At 45.2% G+C, this 15738-nt stretch carries 16 protein-coding genes and 1 tRNA gene; 12 read left to right on the top strand and 5 right to left on the bottom strand.

Features of this window, described 5'->3' with window-relative positions; genetic code table 11:
* Positions 1–58 precede the first annotated feature (58 nt).
* Positions 59–1435: a tRNA-specific 2-thiouridylase gene (locus IPM19_01680; GenBank protein ID QQS23257.1), complete on the bottom strand. Its 1377-nt coding sequence runs from the start codon at positions 1433–1435 to the stop codon at positions 59–61.
* A 220-nt stretch (positions 1436–1655) separates the two neighbouring features.
* On the opposite strand from IPM19_01680, the gene IPM19_01675 reads away from it, so the two are divergent.
* Positions 1656–1949 carry a hypothetical protein gene (locus IPM19_01675; GenBank protein ID QQS23256.1) on the top strand — a complete coding sequence of 98 codons (294 nt, stop codon included), beginning with the start codon at positions 1656–1658 and terminating at the stop codon, positions 1947–1949.
* A 141-nt stretch (positions 1950–2090) separates the two neighbouring features.
* On the opposite strand, the gene IPM19_01670 is transcribed toward IPM19_01675, so the two are convergent.
* From IPM19_01670 to IPM19_01660, 3 genes are read right to left on the bottom strand one after another with little or no spacing between them, the layout of a single operon-like run.
* The gene (locus tag IPM19_01670; GenBank protein QQS23255.1) at positions 2091–2369 is read right to left on the bottom strand and encodes a YbaB/EbfC family nucleoid-associated protein; all 279 of its coding nucleotides are present in this window, start codon (positions 2367–2369) and stop codon (positions 2091–2093) included.
* A gap of 19 nt (positions 2370–2388) precedes the next feature.
* On the bottom strand, positions 2389–3585 hold the full coding sequence (locus IPM19_01665; protein ID QQS23254.1) for a hypothetical protein: 1197 nt from the start codon (positions 3583–3585) through the stop codon (positions 2389–2391).
* A gap of 54 nt (positions 3586–3639) precedes the next feature.
* Positions 3640–4554 carry a PD-(D/E)XK nuclease family protein gene (locus IPM19_01660; GenBank protein QQS23253.1) on the bottom strand — a complete coding sequence of 305 codons (915 nt, stop codon included), beginning with the start codon at positions 4552–4554 and terminating at the stop codon, positions 3640–3642.
* A gap of 133 nt (positions 4555–4687) precedes the next feature.
* Here IPM19_01660 and IPM19_01655 point away from each other — a divergent pair.
* The 10 genes from IPM19_01655 (at position 4688) to IPM19_01610 (ending at position 12912) form a co-directional block, all read left to right on the top strand.
* A tRNA-Gln gene (locus IPM19_01655) sits at positions 4688–4762 on the top strand.
* Between the two features lie 81 nt (positions 4763–4843).
* A complete protein-coding gene (locus IPM19_01650; protein ID QQS23252.1) occupies positions 4844–5095 on the top strand; it encodes a hypothetical protein in 252 nt (83 codons plus the stop codon).
* Positions 5096–5194: 99 nt separating this feature from the next.
* Entirely contained in the window at positions 5195–5491 is a 297-nt protein-coding gene (locus IPM19_01645; protein ID QQS23251.1) for a cupin domain-containing protein, read from the top strand.
* A gap of 1 nt (position 5492) precedes the next feature.
* Entirely contained in the window at positions 5493–6359 is an 867-nt protein-coding gene (locus IPM19_01640) for a hypothetical protein (protein QQS23250.1), read from the top strand.
* A 39-nt stretch (positions 6360–6398) separates the two neighbouring features.
* On the top strand, positions 6399–7532 hold the full coding sequence (locus IPM19_01635; protein ID QQS23249.1) for a diaminopimelate decarboxylase: 1134 nt from the start codon (positions 6399–6401) through the stop codon (positions 7530–7532).
* A gap of 159 nt (positions 7533–7691) precedes the next feature.
* Positions 7692–8042, top strand: a complete 351-nt coding sequence (locus tag IPM19_01630; protein ID QQS23248.1) for a DUF559 domain-containing protein — start codon at positions 7692–7694, stop codon at positions 8040–8042.
* Complete coding sequence (locus IPM19_01625; GenBank protein QQS23247.1) at positions 8039–8389, top strand: DUF2200 domain-containing protein; 351 nt, start codon at positions 8039–8041, stop codon at positions 8387–8389. Before IPM19_01630 ends, IPM19_01625 begins: the two co-directional genes overlap by 4 nt.
* Positions 8390–8516: 127 nt before the next feature.
* A complete protein-coding gene (locus tag IPM19_01620) occupies positions 8517–11201 on the top strand; it encodes a peptidoglycan-binding protein (protein ID QQS23246.1) in 2685 nt (894 codons plus the stop codon).
* 86 nt (positions 11202–11287) lie between these two features.
* Positions 11288–12406, top strand: a complete 1119-nt coding sequence (locus IPM19_01615) for a PQQ-dependent sugar dehydrogenase (GenBank protein ID QQS23245.1) — start codon at positions 11288–11290, stop codon at positions 12404–12406.
* Positions 12407–12462: 56 nt separating this feature from the next.
* Positions 12463–12912: a DNA-binding protein gene (locus tag IPM19_01610; protein ID QQS23244.1), complete on the top strand. Its 450-nt coding sequence runs from the start codon at positions 12463–12465 to the stop codon at positions 12910–12912.
* Positions 12913–12957: 45 nt separating this feature from the next.
* Here IPM19_01610 and IPM19_01605 read toward each other — a convergent pair whose 3' ends face one another.
* Entirely contained in the window at positions 12958–13326 is a 369-nt protein-coding gene (locus IPM19_01605) for a winged helix-turn-helix transcriptional regulator (protein ID QQS23243.1), read from the bottom strand.
* 59 nt (positions 13327–13385) lie between these two features.
* Between IPM19_01605 and IPM19_01600 the strand changes: the two genes are divergently transcribed.
* Positions 13386–15728 carry a ribonucleoside-triphosphate reductase gene (locus tag IPM19_01600; GenBank protein QQS23242.1) on the top strand — a complete coding sequence of 781 codons (2343 nt, stop codon included), beginning with the start codon at positions 13386–13388 and terminating at the stop codon, positions 15726–15728.
* Positions 15729–15738 lie beyond the last annotated feature (10 nt).

Genomic DNA, 15738 nt, shown 5'->3' with positions numbered 1-15738 from the left:
AGGGCGTAATTACTAGATTTAGATAAAAACGAAAGTGCCTGGTTTTTCATTAAATTAATTATACTATTACCCCGCCTCCCAAACAAACTTTCCCGTCGTATAAAACTAAACTCTGTCCGCTAGCCACAGCCTTCTGAGGCCTGGCAAATTCAACCTTATAATGGCCTTTGCTCAATTCGAAAATAGTGATCTTTTCTAAAGTGCCTTGATGGCGGTAGCGGCCCAGCGCAGCGAAGCCTTTAGATTTCAGACTGTTCTTCGAACCCGCCTTAAACTCCGGGGAGAGGGCAAGAGGCTTACTGATCCAGTTAACACTATGAATTTCTACCTGCTTAGTCTCTAAAGCTTTATCATTAGGATTATTGGTCACGAACAAGGTGTTGGTCTTAAGCTCTTTGCGCACCACAAACCACGGGCCGTTTTGGCCGACGCGAATGCCTTGACGCTGGCCAACGGTATAAAATGCCAGACCCTGATGCTCACCAATTTTTTGCTGGCGACCCTTGCCTGCCACACCCGCAGACTTGGGCGCGTTGATATCGACAATCGGTCCGGGTTTAATTTTTAATTTCTGTTCGAGAAAATCCTTAAGGCGAATCTGGCCAACAAAACATAGCCCCATACTTTCTTTTTTATCGGCGTTCGGCAGCTTGAGCCTGCGCGCTAAATTCTTGACGGCCGATTTTTTTAATCCGCCGATAGGGAAGAGCAGATGGGGGAGTTGCGATTGCAGAATATTATAGATGAAATAAGTTTGATCTTTAAAATCATCGGCGCTCCGAACGAGGGCATACAATTGATCGCTGCTGTTAGACGGGTTCAGATTCAAAGAACTAGCGGAAGTGCTCAGACGGTTGGTTTTTGAGCGATTACCACTCCCCTTGGTCATTTTTGAGTTATCCACAGCCCCTGAGTTAGTTAGTGTATAGCTTGTGCGACGCGCGCCTGCCAACACGTCCTTTATAGGCTTAACCTGAGCATAATGACCGGTCGCCATATAATCAAAACCGTTTTTCATAGCCCACTTGTACAGCAATTTAAATTTGATTTCTTTGTTGCACATTACATCCGGATTCGGCGTTCGTCCGGCTTTGTATTCGGTAAAGAAATAATCCATGACAGTCTTTTCGTATTCTTTTTCGAAGTTTAAGGTATGCATGGGTATGCCCAAAAACGCCGCCACGCGCAGCGCATCTTGGCGATCTGTAAGCCACGGGCATCCGTCATATTTTAAACCGTTAGTCGAAGACCAGTTTTTCATAAATGCGGCCTCAACTTCGTAACCTGCTTGAATTAATTTATACGCAGATACCGCTGAATCAATTCCGCCTGACAGCGCCATTAAAACGCGTCCCTTAGAGGCTTTTTTGGTGGTTTTGGCCTTGGATTTATTAGACTTAGCCATGGATTTGGCTTTTTTAGCTGTTTTCAGCATAATATTGACATTTTAACATATTTGTGCTATAATTAGCAAGTTATTAAAAATTTGATTTTGCGCCCATGGCGCCAGGAGGAAGTTAATGTCTGAAAGGATCAAACGCTTTGGTTTTAACGTTTTCTTTACCGTGCTCGGCACGGCAGCTGGCACGACGTTCGTTATCTTTAACGAACGACTTCTCGCCGAACGTTCGGCCGACGAAGGCCAGCCGCTCGTTATGGTTACGCTACTCGTAATCTTCGCAGCGTTTACGCTACTAGGATCGCGGCATAATCACATTAAGGGCTGGGCCAAAAAGCTCAACTGCCATCCCGATAACGCTACTTCCCTCTTTTACGCATTGTTCGGGGCACTGCTGGGAATTGCTATAGTCGGCCTCGTCTACCTGCCTAACAAGGAGTTGGGACTAGCCGTGAAGATCATGGCGATACCAACAGCGTTCGCGTCGTACTACTTGATCAGTTCAGTAGTGAACATGCCGATCACCAGAGACGAAGGCACGAGCGATTAACCGCTCCCCTTTCACGAATATATAAAAACCGCCCAAGACGATTCTTTGGCGGTTTTTGTTTTGTTTTAAAAATATATATGAGGAACGATTCCGCAGGAACGAAGTTCCGAGGACTAGTGACGAATATATATTTTTAAAACATTACTGCATCATGCTGCCGAATTTTCCCTGCAGCATTTTTTTATGCTTCTTGTTTAAGTCTTCCAGCGCTTCGCGAATGTTGCGGGCGATGTCTCCCCTATCTCCAACAATAGAATCATCAACTTTCACGCTTTTTACATTCTGATTGCCATCGATAATAATTTCTATCTTGCTGCCAGAAGATTTACCTATCACTTCTTCGCTAGCCAGCATCATTTCGATCTGCTTGGCCTGCTTGCGCATTTCGTTTACATCTTTGAGTTTATCGAATATTCCCATTTACACTAAATATTAATTACTAAACAACTTCTGTCTGAGCGGCGTGATTAGCATGGCTCTGTTCGTGTTTGATATGACCAACCAGCATGCGCATCATTGCACCGAAGGCCATGAGCAGTACCACAAATACAAACAGCCAGCCGATTATAGGGATGAACTTGATAACAGCTAATGCCACTACACCAATCGCGAGAGCCTGCCAGTCAAAAGCCATCTCGGTCTTCTTAGTAAGCTTTTGAACGATCCAACTGCCCACAAACACCCCGCTACTTAAGCTAGCCAATACCAGAGCTAAGAGCCAAACGAGGAAAGCGATAATCGCTAAGTACATGCCGACAAACGTGATTAGAGTAAAGATGACTGCAACTGGACCTACGAACAATACCAATACGCCAATTCCGAGATTGGCCCAGGGATTATCAGAAATCTTTGCTACTGCTCTGCGAGAAGAAAGAGGCAGGAGTTTCATCAACAACAAGCCGGCTAAAATAGCTGCGAGCAACTTAACTACAAATCCGATCGTAAAGATAGCGGCAATCGCTGCACCAGCCTTATTGTTGTGACTCTTCATTTGAGTGAACTCAATTTCGCCTACGGTAGCTGCTTCATTTACTGTCGCTTCCTTTATCCCTTTGTGGCTAATTTTTTGAGCAACATTTGCTTTAGCGCCAAACATCAGAGATTCGCTAGCGGTTACTCGTAACGGACCAGTTATAGCACTGTTTACAATAACTGCTCCGCCGTTGATCATTGCTTTCCCGGCAACGCTACCATCTAGTGTAATCTGCCCGCCGGCTACAATAAGATCGCCGCCGACTGTGGCTTTTTCTGTCACTGTCACAACACCACCGGCTACAATAAGGTCGCCGGCAACCGGACCATTAATGGTAAGAGTACCACCAGCTACGCGAACATCGCCGCCCACGCTGCTGTTAAGAATTACCGTACCACCAGCAACCACTGCATCCTGTTCGATAGTATTCTCTACAGTGATGGTGCCCCCTGCAGCGTATAAGTCGCCTGTAACGGCGCTGTTGACGAACACACTAGCTCCAGCCACGTAAGCATTGTGATGAGTATCACCTTGAGACAAGGTCACGTTACCAGAATCATCGCTTGCGGAAATAAATTCTGCTGCGTTAGCTGTAAGAGCCAAAGGCGCAACGAGCGCGAAGACTGCAAAACCAGCCAAGGCAAAACCAATTAATTTTTTCATATATTTATCCTTAATTATCTATATTATAGCTAATTTGTTCGAATTTTAGAATCGTTAAAAAAGAGGTGCCGAACCAGCAGGGGGAGCAGGTCTTTTTGCCGATTTAGCCACTTTGGCTTTAGCCGCTTCCCAGCTGGTGCGCTTGGCTTTAACTTTTGTGACAGTTGTTTCCGCGCTTGGGGTGTGTGATAAGACATTGTTAGGCGCGGTGCCTTTTGCTGCGCCCTCAACCCCGCCCGCAGCTTGCCTGTATGCGCAGTAGTCGCAAGTTGGAGCGTAAGTCGGAAGCTCGCCGTCCAAGCATTGTTTAGCTTTTTGAATAACGCCGTCTACCCAGCTGTCGTCGCCGGTGTAAGGGATAAGTTTGATGTCGAATTCGAGTTTGCCATCGAAAGCTTCGGCATCACGCTTGCCGTTGCAGTATACAAAGTAACCGGTCGGGTTTACATCAAAACCATTTTGGCGTAACAGCCACTGATAAATTTCCATCTGATTTTTATAACCGCGCTGCCATTCGGCATCCAAGTTCACTTCACTGTCTTTGGAAGTGGCTTTGTAGTCTACCACTATTAACTCCCCTGCCGGATTGGTCCAGAGGTCGTCGACGGCACCGAAAATAAGAAGGTTAGTGTCTTTGTGAAGAGCCTGAACACCCACGAAGTTCTCGCGCCACTGGTCCATGTTGGCGTGAGCAAACGGCACCGCGTCTACGCCGTAATGTTCCATTAACGGATGCTTGGTGTTTTTAGCGCGGTGAACATCGAATTCCTTTTTAAGAAGATGGTCGACCGCGGAGTTAAGATTAAACGGAAAACCAGGAGGCTGCCCTACTCCCAAGCGGCGGTCCATGTAAAAACAACGCGGGCAGTTGAGGAATAATTCCAACTTGCTGCGCGACAATTTAAAAGGCTGTTTATCGCTCGGATTATATAAATTTTTAACTCGCTTAGCCTGATAGTATTGAGACATAGGCTTTAATTATAACATGCTCGCAAGGTGTCTGGCGGCGCGACTGGTGACCGGATGACAAGGTGACAGGGTTGCCAAACACCTTGTTTTTAACTATAATAGTTAGGTATTTTAAATTGATTCTGTTCTATATTGGGGTATAGCCAAGTGGTAAGGCAAGCGGTTTTGGTCCGCTCATTCCCAGGTTCGAATCCTGGTACCCCAGCCAAGCGCCACCTATTGATTTGGGTGGTTTTTTGTTATTATGAAGTTGTGATAACAACAGAATTAATAATATGATTATCAACCCATGAAGAGAACTAAAAAATTATATCTACCAAAATGGCAAAGGTGGTTTTTAATACCTCTATTTGTTGTGATCTGGAGCTTTATAACCTATCTTAACTTCTTCGGCCCGCAAGAAGCTCGCGAAGAAATGGGTACCATTGGGTATGTCATGATTTCGATTATACTTCTTGGACTGGCCGTGATGATGTGGCTGCTATCTTCGGGTAAGCTTCCTGCGTATATCATCGAAGAAGACGACGGTACACAAGAGTAATCACATGGCCAAATTCTACGACAAAGAAAGCAAATACATATTCAATAATAGGAAATATTTATTTCCAAATATTTAGAAAATAAATAAGCTTCCGCTAACATGAACAACGACGCAGTATCAATCGCCCCGCATTTGCATAAAGTCATTCACGAAAACGACAAAGTCAGAATTTTAGAAGTGACAGTTAAGCCTGGCGACAGCGCAGAAATGCACACTCACCCGGACAATGTTATTACTGTCTTGCAAGGTGGTAGCTTAGAAATGGCCAGCTCGGACGGGACCGTAAAAACTATCGAGCTGATTACAGGAACATCCTTCTTCTCCCCTGCCAGTGAGCACTCCGTGAAGAATAACAGCGACAGCGAAGTTAAGGTCATTCAGGTGGAGTTGAAATAGCATGTCATTTTCCGAATCCAGACCAGAAACCGAAGCTCACTTATCGGAGTACGAAAAAGTTCTTTCAGAAATGGGAGCATGTTTAACATCCGAAGACGAAGAAAAGATTCGAGAATTTATAGATAACAGAGTCGAACAGCTCACTAACTCCACCTCCCCGGAAGGCATCTCTTTAGTCCACAATAATATTTATAATAAATTTATTCACCCAGACTCAAACGTGCGACGCAGCATGATAGTAAGCCCTATACATCTGGACGATAACGAAATTTACAATATTTTGATGGAAAAAGTGCAGCAAGCCAGAGCTGACGAGCGGTATAAAGACCACTCACTGCGGCAAATTATTCCTACGGCTGTTCAAACTGCAATCTATCAATACTTTGGAAGTCTTCTAACCAGCAACGAGGGCCTGCAGAAAAACTTTAAATTTTACATGGATGAATCTGGTTTAGACGGCCCAGAATTCATCTCTATCAAAGACTTTAAAGAAGAGAAGATGGCAGTATGCGCCGAAAAAGCTTCCGTTGCTCAAAACTTGCTGCGATTCAGCGGACTAAACTCCTCTATAGTATTCTCTTCCAAGTGCCGAATTCCAGCAGAAGCACCAGAAGATGCCCACGCATATAATATAATACAAAGTGAAAACGGTTATTTTATTTACGACCCTACTAATCCAAATTTAGTCTTGAATGAAACCAAAGATACCTGGAGCAGTTACCAACCCGCCTTTTATAAAATTACAGAAGAACAATTCGACTCGATTTTAAGGAAAGGCAAAGTGGAGGTGAACCATGTTAATAAAGTTCTCGACGAAGATGGCAATGCATTGCAAGATGATGTTGAAACTAGAATTTATGGCGGCTAACATAAAACCGCTCAGTTTAAAATAAGTAGAGCAAAAATTATGACTTCTCCTAACACACCTCGCTACGAATACAGCCGCTCGGCCGTTAGCGAAAGTATCGCGCAATTTAAAAACTTATCCGCTCCATACGGCCTTACAGTTCGCTATGCTGTGAAAGCTAATCCTCACCCGGAAATTGTCAAAATGATAAACGAAGCCGGGATCAGCTTCGATTCCAGCTCGAGCTACGAAGCAGCGGAGCTTCTTAAGCAAGGGGTTGCCGGCGACCGCATTTCGCTATCTTCCCAACAGCTAGCTCATAACCTGCCGGAGCTCTTAAACCAAAGTGTGAAGTTTGTCGCAACTTCTGTTAATCAGCTCAATGCTTTCGTCAACACTCCCACCCGCCCGACCGCCGTTGCCGTGCGCATTAATCCTGATATAGGTTATGGCCACAACAACCGCACCAGCACCGGTGGACGCAATGCCAGCTTTGGAATCTGGCATGAATACATCAATGAAGTATTACAACTTACCAACACTCATAACATCACCATCGACCGCGTGCATATTCATGTTGGCTCAGGTGCCGACCCCAGCGTGTGGGGCGAAGTCATGGATAAATCGCTAGATATAGTAGAAAAATTCCCAAACGCAACCATTCTAGACATTGGAGGCGGTTTTAAAATTCATCGATATGGCGACGAGCAAGAAGCCAATTTAGTACAAATCATGACAGTGTTTTCGGATAAGCTTTCGGAATTTGAGCAAAGAACCAAACGACAAGTACATTTAGAAATCGAACCTGGCACCTACTTTATCGCTCACGCCGGCACATTGGTAGCTTACATCGACGACATTGTCGATACAGGCACAGATGGCTTCACTTTTATAAAGCTCAACACCGGAATGAATGATTTTTTACGCAGTAGTCTCTACGGAGCCCGACATAAAATCGAAGTTATTAATGACTCCGCAGAAACGCTTGATTATATAGTGGTGGGTCACAACTGTGAAAGCGGCGACATACTCTCCCCTGCTGCCGGCAACCCGGAAGTTATTGAAACCCGAACTTTGAAAAAAGCAGATATTGGCGACGAGGTCCGAATTTACGACACCGGTGCTTACTGCGCCAGTATGCGGGCAAAAGGCTATAACTCTTTTCCCGAAGCGGAAGAAATTATGGTAGATTGATAAAAAAGTCTAGTTATAGCGAAAGTTAAAATGAAAAAACACCCAAACAAATTCATGCTAGTGATTTAAGAGCCATATAACAGATTTTAGAAATTGAAAGGGTTCTAGAAACCTACACGAGAAAGTTATTAAGCAACATGATATGGAAGAGAAAAAACCATGAAAATTTCACACCATAAAAATCCTACCCCACAAGCTCAAGCCCTGATTAATGCGTTGGAATCACGGGGTGTTACTGTATTTACAGAATTCTACGATGGTTCAAAAACCATCGATTTAACCATCCCTAAAGCTAAATTAAATATAGAAGTTGATGGCCTGCACCATATAACTCAAGCCAAGCAAATCATTACAGATATTTCTCGGGGTTACTATTCCCAAAAGAATGGTTACCATACTATTCACATACAAAACGAGACGATAGAAAAACATGTAGCTCTAATTGCAGATGCCTTAGCCGAAGTTGAGACGGTTCTTAAAAATAAAATTCATATACATATAAAAAAATGAAACCCCACCGCATCTATACTATGAGCTTTGCCAGCGTTTATCCGCTATACGTTGCTAAAGCCGAAAGAAAAGGCCGCACTAAAGCCGAAGTAGATCAGATCATTAAATGGCTCACTGGCTATACGGCAAAGAAGCTCGAAGCTCAGATTAAAAAACAAGTTGACTTTGAAACTTTTTTTGCCCAATCCCCTAAGCTCAACCCTAACCGCTCGCTCATTACCGGAGTGATTTGCGGCATGCGCGTAGAAGAGATCAAAGAACCTTTAATGCAAGAGATCCGCTATCTAGACAAGCTTATAGACGAGCTGGCCCGAGGCAAGGCGATGGAAAAGATTTTACGAGCGTAAGATAATAATCACCTTTCTTGAGCGGTGCTCCAACCTACAAAAATTCCGCATATCAATGCGGTATTTTGATACTAATTATCCACATACTACACGCCAGGCTAATAATAACGATGATATAATTAAGTTAATGATGAAAAAATCTTTCCTTTCCTTCTTTGCCCTGGTCCTAGTGATAGGATTCTGTTTTAATTACCCTTTGAAAACTGCTCAGGCAGTTTATTCAATTTCCGGCAGCAACAGTTTTAGCGGCACATCCAGCGTTGCTATGCCAATCACAGATTTACAGATCACCGGAACAGGCAGCGAACCAATCCCAGTTAGGCTGCGTGTAACCAGCGGTACCTTAGCCATGAGCACCACTACCGGACTGACATTTACTGGCGGCAGCTCTGGCTCTACTGTACAGTTCAGCGGGAGCCTTACCAACGTCAATAATGCCCTCGCCACTTTAACTTATACCCGCCCCGGCACAGGAAGCGACACTTTAGAAGTTTCTATGGTACAGCCTGGTGAGGTTTTCTTCGAAACTAACGGTCACTTATATAAATACATCTCTGGCACAATCTCGTGGAACTCAGCCGTCACCGCAGCGACCGGCCAGACCGCTTACGGCTCGACCGGTTATTTGGCTACCATCACTTCGCAGGCAGAAAATGATTTCGTGGCTGCCAGAATTTCTGGCGATGGCTGGTTTGGAGCCAGTGATTCTGCAGTAGAAGGAGCTTGGAGATGGGTCACAGGCCCGGAAAATGGCACTCAATTTTGGTCTGGCAATGGCAGCGGTAGTGTCGTCGGAGGGCAATACAATCGTTGGGCTTCCGGCGAACCAAATGATGCAGGCGGCAATGAAGACTGTGCCCAGTTCTACGTGAGCAGTAATTTTTGGAACGACCTGCCATGTACCCACAATTTAGCTGGTTATATTGTTGAATTTGGAGCTGACGGAGATATGCCTAACGTAGTAGCTAAAAACATCTCTATAACCACCACTAATGAACCCACTGTAAACTCTTTCTCTCCGGCAGACAATACCACCAATATCGCAGCAAACCCTAACTTAGTGATAACCTTCAGCTCAAGCGTTACTGTAGATACAGGTAATATTGTGATTAAGAAAGCTTCCGACGACACCACCGTAGAAACCATAGCTGTGGGTAGCGGTTTAGTTAGCGGCAGCGGTACAAGTACAATCACTATCAATCCATCTACCACTTTTATAGACAACACCGGTTATTACATTCAAATCCCAAATACGGCTTTTAAAAATGGTTCGAATGTTTATTATGCCGGGATTTCTAACACGACCACCTGGAATTTTACAACCGGAGACTTTACTCCGCCGACGTTTAGCTCTGTTTCGGCCAACCCAAGTTCTACCACGGCTGTAATTACCTGGACCACAAACGAAACAGCTTCCAGTCAAGTTCAGTACGGTCCAAATAACAGCTACGGTTCTACTACAGCCGAATCCGACACCTCGCCGCGGGTAACGAGCCATACTGTTAACCTTTCCGGACTGGTCCCATGCGCTACCTACCATTACCGAGTACGGTCGGCCGACGGATCCATCCACACCAGCATGGCATCTTCGTCGGATTACACCTTTAAGACCTCTGGCTGTACCAACGATACAGAACCCCTTAAAGACAGTAATGAAACTCTTGATGCCAATGCCGGGGGCACCACCTCTTTATCTGATAACAATCACACCATTACCGTTCAAGCGCCGGCTAATTTTACCGATGACGCTGCCTCTGTCGCTATCCAGATCCGCTCCTTGCCATCCACGACTATATTGAACTCTTTAGGTAATCCAAGTTCGACTGTTAATCTGATGGGTAATATTGTTTTCGATGTGAAGGCATTGATCAATTCTACAACACTGTTGGATAATTTTGATATCCCTGTAACCATCAGTTATGACTACTCAGACGCCGATGCAGAAAATTATTTGGAAGGAACTCTTCGACTATATCACTACCATGATAATGCTTGGTCGGCCTTAAACGACTGTGTAGTTACCACCTCTACAAATAACATAACTTGCACTGCTCCTGGGTTTTCTATTTTCGGAATATTCGGAGAGGTAAGATCTAGCTATGGTGGAGGCGACGGCAGCGCACCAGCCCCTCTCCCCTACGGGTGCACCGATCCTAAAGCAAAGAATTATCTCCCAAATTCGATTTCTGATAATTCAAGATGCCAATACCAAGAAGTGCTTGCCGTGCCAAGCAGTCCAGTCAGCAGTGTGAGCAATAAATTCTTCTTCAGCAAGGATTTCAAACCTGGAGCCAACCATAGTGACATAAAAGAGTTGCAAAAATATCTTAACGCCAATGGTTACATCGTAAGCTCCAACGGACCAGGATCCCCAAACAGCGAGACTACTACCTTCGGCAAGCTAACTGCAACGGCCCTGGCAAAGTTTCAGGCTGCCAACGGCATAAAACCTGCTAATGGGGTCCTAAACTCTGTTACGCGAGCTGTATTAAATGGTGAAAAAATTATTACCACGCCTCAGGTGCCCGCTCAGGATGCGCAAGCGTCCATCCAAACTAAAGTTCGAGATCTCACTGTTGGCATGACCGGCGAAGATGTTAAGCAGCTGCAAACGATTCTTATCAATCATGCTACGGGCCCCAAAGCAAATGAGCTCGAGAAAATAACAGCGACCGGCCTATTTAGCAGCTATACTAAAAATGCGCTAAGCGAGTACCAGGCAAAATATAAAATTTCACCTAGCTCTGGCTATTTCGGCAGCAAGACCCGCAGCCAAATGAAAGCTTTGGGAATTCCTGGATTGTGGTGGTAAAAAGCAAAAGACGAACACATGTGTTCGTCTTTATTTATTATTGGATAACTTGGCTCTGACCGCTCCCGCCCTGCTATAATTAGGGAATGAATAATACAAAGACTTTTGCCATTGTTACTGCGTTCGTTGGCCTAATCGCAGCAGGACTAATTTACTTTAACCGCCAATCCATATATGAGTATATCTTTAAGCCGACAGAAACAACCTTGCCAGCTCTAAATGTAAATGAAGAAAACGAACAAGTCGTTGCAGAAAACTTAGCCATCCCGTGGGAAATTGCTTTTCTGCCGGATGGAACCATGTTAGTAACCGAACGCATTGGCAAGTTGAAACATATCAAAACTAAAACCACTGTTATTGATATTGCCGGCGTTGCTCACCGGGGCGAGGGCGGCTTGCTAGGCATGGCCCTGCATCCGAATTTTAAAAATAACCGATTCATTTATTTATACTCAACCACTACTTCTAGGAACGGCTTAACTAACCGTGTGGAGCGTTACCAGTATGCTAACGATCAGCTTACAGACCGTAAAGTTATCATCGAAGGAATCCCCGGCTCTAATAACCACGACGGCGGGCGCATAGCTTTTGGACCAGATGGTTTGTTATACATAGGCACAGGAGATGCCCAGATGGCGGACAACGCTCAGGATAAAAATTCTCTGGCCGGAAAAATTCTCCGCATTACCGATGAGGGAAGCATACCCAGCGATAATCCGTTCGGCAACGCCGTGTATTCTTACGGCCATCGCAACGTACAAGGCTTGGCCTGGGACGCTTCGGGCCAGCTCTGGGCCACCGAACACGGCCCTTCCGGAGGCTCTACCGGTTATGATGAATTAAACAAAATTCAAAAAGGCAATAATTACGGCTGGCCGAACATCAAAGGCGACGAGACAGAGGCAGGGATGGTAAACCCGATTGTTCATTCTGGCAGCGAAGAAACCTGGGCGCCAAGCGGTTTAGCTCATTACAAAGGGTGGTTAATATTCAGCGGCCTGCGAGGACAGTCTTTGTATGCCACCAAGATTTCTAATGGCAAGCTTGGTCAGCTCAACAATTACCTGCGCGAAAAGTACGGCCGTCTGCGAGCCGTAGTTACCGGACCAGACGGCTTCCTCTATGTTTCTACCTCTAACACCGACGGCCGCGGCAGCAAAAAACCTAATGACGATAAAATCATAAAAATCAATTGGAAAGACTAACCCTTTGACAAATCCCTTGAAGTCTGTAAAATCTAATGCAGTTATAAGGAGTGAATATGCGAGAAATTATTAAGGAAAAGGGTTTGAATAAAGAAGTGGTTCTGCGTCTGGACGAAGGCGACGAACTGTTTGAAGTGCTCAGAAAATACGCCGCAGAAAATCGAATTCTTGGAGCAAAGTTTACAGCTATCGGGGCATGTTCTTCTATAAAAATTACTTTTTATTGCCCTCAAGAGAAAAAATACATCCCCACCGAAGCCGAAGGCGAACCTATTACCGAAGACTTGGAGGTAACAGGAATCATCGGAAACATCGGATGGATGGATAACAATCCTGTTATACATGCTCATGGCACTTTCTCCAAAAAGGACTTTAGTGTGATCGGTGGCCACATCTTTTCTGTTACTGCTTCGGCTACGCTAGAAGTAATGATCACTATTTACGAGGGTGAAATAACTCGTGCCAAAAACGAAGACTGGAATCTCAACCTGATGATAAAAAACTAAAACACCACGCGCGAGCATGGTGTTTTTATATTAAACCGTTCCTATTTAATACGGTATATTGCAATCTTCAAAACAATGAGCGCTTCGATTAAGATTAAAAATTTTCTCTCTTCCTTGCGCTCGGCTGTGCACGGCATCCACCGATTGCAAAACCTGCAAATGGTGCGTAACCGTAGGCTGTTTAAGATTCATTTTCTCTGTTAGCTCGCTTACCGTCATGCCTTCTGCAGATTTACCCAGCATGCAGACCAATTTATAGCGGCTCCGCTCTCCCACTACTTTAAAACAATCCGGACAAAGCTCCTCCTCCTGGGACACCGTCTGCGGCACCCATTCTGGACGAGGATATGTTTGGCTTACCTTACCTATTTTTTTCGATTTTGAGGACTTATCCCCAGTTGTATTGTTGTTCATAGATGACCATCTATATTATAATTTGTATAGATCAATATCAATATATAGTATTTTAATCTATGAAGCAAGCACAACACCTGGGGATTACCCATATTACCAAGCGAGACGGCCGCTTAGTTAGTTTTGAACAAGGCAAAATTACCAACGCCATCACCAAGGCTATGAAGGCCGCCAAAGAATTTCGCGACGAAGCTCCCGAACAAGTGACAGCCATCATAGTGAAGAAGCTTTTGGCAAGCAAAAGACTGGAACCGTCATTCGTTCCTACTGTAGAAGGCATTCAGGATGAAGTAGAAAATGAATTGATGAATCAAGGATTTACAGCGACTGCCAAGGCCTATATCCTCTATCGGGCCGAACATAAAGAGATTCGAGATAAGCACGGCGATGTACCGGAACATGTGCGCCGACTTACCGCCGAGAGCAAGAAATACTTTCTAGACAACCCTCTGGGTGAATTTGTTTATTTGCGTACCTATGCCCGCTGGATAGAATCAGAAAATCGACGCGAAACTTGGATAGAAACTGTTGACCGTTATATTTCGTATATGAAAGAGAATCTAGGAGATAAGCTTACTAGGCAAGAATACCAAGAACTCCGCGAAGCTATTCTTAAGCAGGAGGTTATGCCATCGATGCGCTTAATGCAATTTGCTGGTGATCCCGCTCGTCGATGCAACACGTGTGCCTACAATTGTACCTTTATCGCCCCAGCCCAAATTGAGGACTTTGCCGAAATCATGTACTTATCCATGCAGGGGTGCGGAGTTGGATTTACCGTCGAGAGCCAAAACATAGAAAAGCTTCCACAGATTCAGAAGCAAAATAAGTCCCATAAAGCTCAGCCTCATATAGTGGGAGATTCCAAGGAAGGCTGGTGTGATGCTCTTACTCTTGGCCTGACCACCTGGTATCAAGGCGGTGATGTAGATTTTGACTATTCCCAAATCCGGCCGGCTGGCGAGAGATTGAAAGTAATGGGTGGAAAGGCTTCCGGACCAGAACCGCTTCGTTCACTCTTGCAGTTTGCTAAAGAAAAGATACTCAACCGGCAAGGGCGTCGGCTCCGACCAATAGATGCTCATGATATTATCTGCAAGATTGGCGAATGCGTAGTAGCTGGCGGAGTTCGACGCACAGCGATGATAAGCCTCTCGGATCTGGATGACGCCGACTTAAGAGACGCAAAAAAGGGGCAATTCTTTGTGCATGAGCCACATCGCATGGTCGCCAATAACTCGGCTGTGTATGCGCAACGACCCACTAGTGCCGAGCTCATGGATGAATGGATCGCTCTTATGAAGAGCGGTTCTGGGGAAAGAGGCCTCTTTAACAGAGGTGCGCTGCATAACACTATGCCCGCAAGGCGGCAAAAACACTTTCAGGAGAGAGGATTTCTTAGCCCAGACGGCGTCGTAGAGGCCTCTGTAGGCACAAACCCATGCGGGGAAATCATTCTTCAATCCAAACAGTTCTGCAATCTCTCAGAGGTCATAGCCAGATCCCACGACACCCAGGAAACCTTAATCAGAAAGGCCAAACTCGCAGCCATACTGGGTACCTATCAAGCTTCTCTTACAAATTTCAAATACATCTCTCAAGACTGGGCAAAGCATTGCAAAGACGAGTCGTTGCTCGGCGTATCGATCACCGGACAATGGGACTGTGACGAAGTAAGAAAACCAGAAGTTTTACAAGCTATCCGGGACATCGCCGTAAAAACTAATGCTGAATTTGCCCAGCGGTTCGGTATCAACCCTGCCACTTCCGTAACAGCGGTCAAGCCTTCCGGTACAGTCTCCCAAACTTTTAATTGTTCATCCGGCATCCATCCGCGCCATGCCAAGTACTATATCCGCCGGGTAAGGATTTCTGCCACAGATTCACTCTTCAAAATGCTTCGCGATCAAGGCGTCCCCCATTATCCGGAGGTGGGTCAGAACCCCGACAATGCCACAACCTATGTTTTAGAATTCCCAGTCGAAGCTCCTAACAATAGCCGGTTTAAAGATGACTTTTCCGCCTTGGAGCAGTTGGAATATTGGAAAACAGTTAAGTTAAACTACACTGAGCACAATCCATCCGCAACCATTTCCGTGGGAGAAGACGAATGGATAGCTGTCGTGAACTGGCTTCAGGAAAATTGGGAGATCATCGGCGGACTATCTTTTTTGCCCCGATTCGACCATGTTTATAAGCTGGCTCCGTACGAAACAATCGATAAGCAAAAGTACGAAGAACTACGTGCAGGATTTCCTGAGATCGACTATTCAAAACTATTCTTTTATGAGCTGTCTGATGAGACCGAACAAAAACTCGAACTCGCCTGCGCCGGCGGAGCATGCGAACTAGAATTTACCCCCACCGGTGAGGTTGTAAAAAAAGAAACAGTGGCAGTGTAACTTATTATCC

This window comes from bacterium (assembly GCA_016699995.1).
In the GTDB taxonomy this organism is placed as follows: Bacteria; Patescibacteriota; Doudnabacteria; order UBA920; family UBA920; genus UBA920.
Note: the sequence above shows the minus strand (reverse complement) of the source record. Positions and strands in the feature narration are given on the sequence as shown.

What these genes read in the sequence shown, in the direction of transcription:
- IPM19_01680 (QQS23257.1), bottom strand. Translation starts at nt 1,435, where the DNA reads ATGCTGAAAACAGCTAAAAAAGCCAAATCCATGGCTAAGTCTAATAAA.
- IPM19_01630 (QQS23248.1), top strand. Translation starts at nt 7,692, where the DNA reads ATGAAAATTTCACACCATAAAAATCCTACCCCACAAGCTCAAGCCCTG.
- IPM19_01615 (QQS23245.1), top strand. Translation starts at nt 11,288, where the DNA reads ATGAATAATACAAAGACTTTTGCCATTGTTACTGCGTTCGTTGGCCTA.
- IPM19_01650 (QQS23252.1), top strand. Translation starts at nt 4,844, where the DNA reads ATGAAGAGAACTAAAAAATTATATCTACCAAAATGGCAAAGGTGGTTT.
- IPM19_01640 (QQS23250.1), top strand. Translation starts at nt 5,493, where the DNA reads ATGTCATTTTCCGAATCCAGACCAGAAACCGAAGCTCACTTATCGGAG.
- IPM19_01645 (QQS23251.1), top strand. Translation starts at nt 5,195, where the DNA reads ATGAACAACGACGCAGTATCAATCGCCCCGCATTTGCATAAAGTCATT.
- IPM19_01625 (QQS23247.1), top strand. Translation starts at nt 8,039, where the DNA reads ATGAAACCCCACCGCATCTATACTATGAGCTTTGCCAGCGTTTATCCG.
- IPM19_01675 (QQS23256.1), top strand. Translation starts at nt 1,656, where the DNA reads ATGGTTACGCTACTCGTAATCTTCGCAGCGTTTACGCTACTAGGATCG.
- IPM19_01670 (QQS23255.1), bottom strand. Translation starts at nt 2,369, where the DNA reads ATGGGAATATTCGATAAACTCAAAGATGTAAACGAAATGCGCAAGCAG.
- IPM19_01610 (QQS23244.1), top strand. Translation starts at nt 12,463, where the DNA reads ATGCGAGAAATTATTAAGGAAAAGGGTTTGAATAAAGAAGTGGTTCTG.
- IPM19_01660 (QQS23253.1), bottom strand. Translation starts at nt 4,554, where the DNA reads ATGTCTCAATACTATCAGGCTAAGCGAGTTAAAAATTTATATAATCCG.
- IPM19_01635 (QQS23249.1), top strand. Translation starts at nt 6,399, where the DNA reads ATGACTTCTCCTAACACACCTCGCTACGAATACAGCCGCTCGGCCGTT.
- IPM19_01620 (QQS23246.1), top strand. Translation starts at nt 8,517, where the DNA reads ATGATGAAAAAATCTTTCCTTTCCTTCTTTGCCCTGGTCCTAGTGATA.
- IPM19_01605 (QQS23243.1), bottom strand. Translation starts at nt 13,326, where the DNA reads ATGAACAACAATACAACTGGGGATAAGTCCTCAAAATCGAAAAAAATA.
- IPM19_01665 (QQS23254.1), bottom strand. Translation starts at nt 3,585, where the DNA reads ATGAAAAAATTAATTGGTTTTGCCTTGGCTGGTTTTGCAGTCTTCGCG.
- IPM19_01600 (QQS23242.1), top strand. Translation starts at nt 13,386, where the DNA reads ATGAAGCAAGCACAACACCTGGGGATTACCCATATTACCAAGCGAGAC.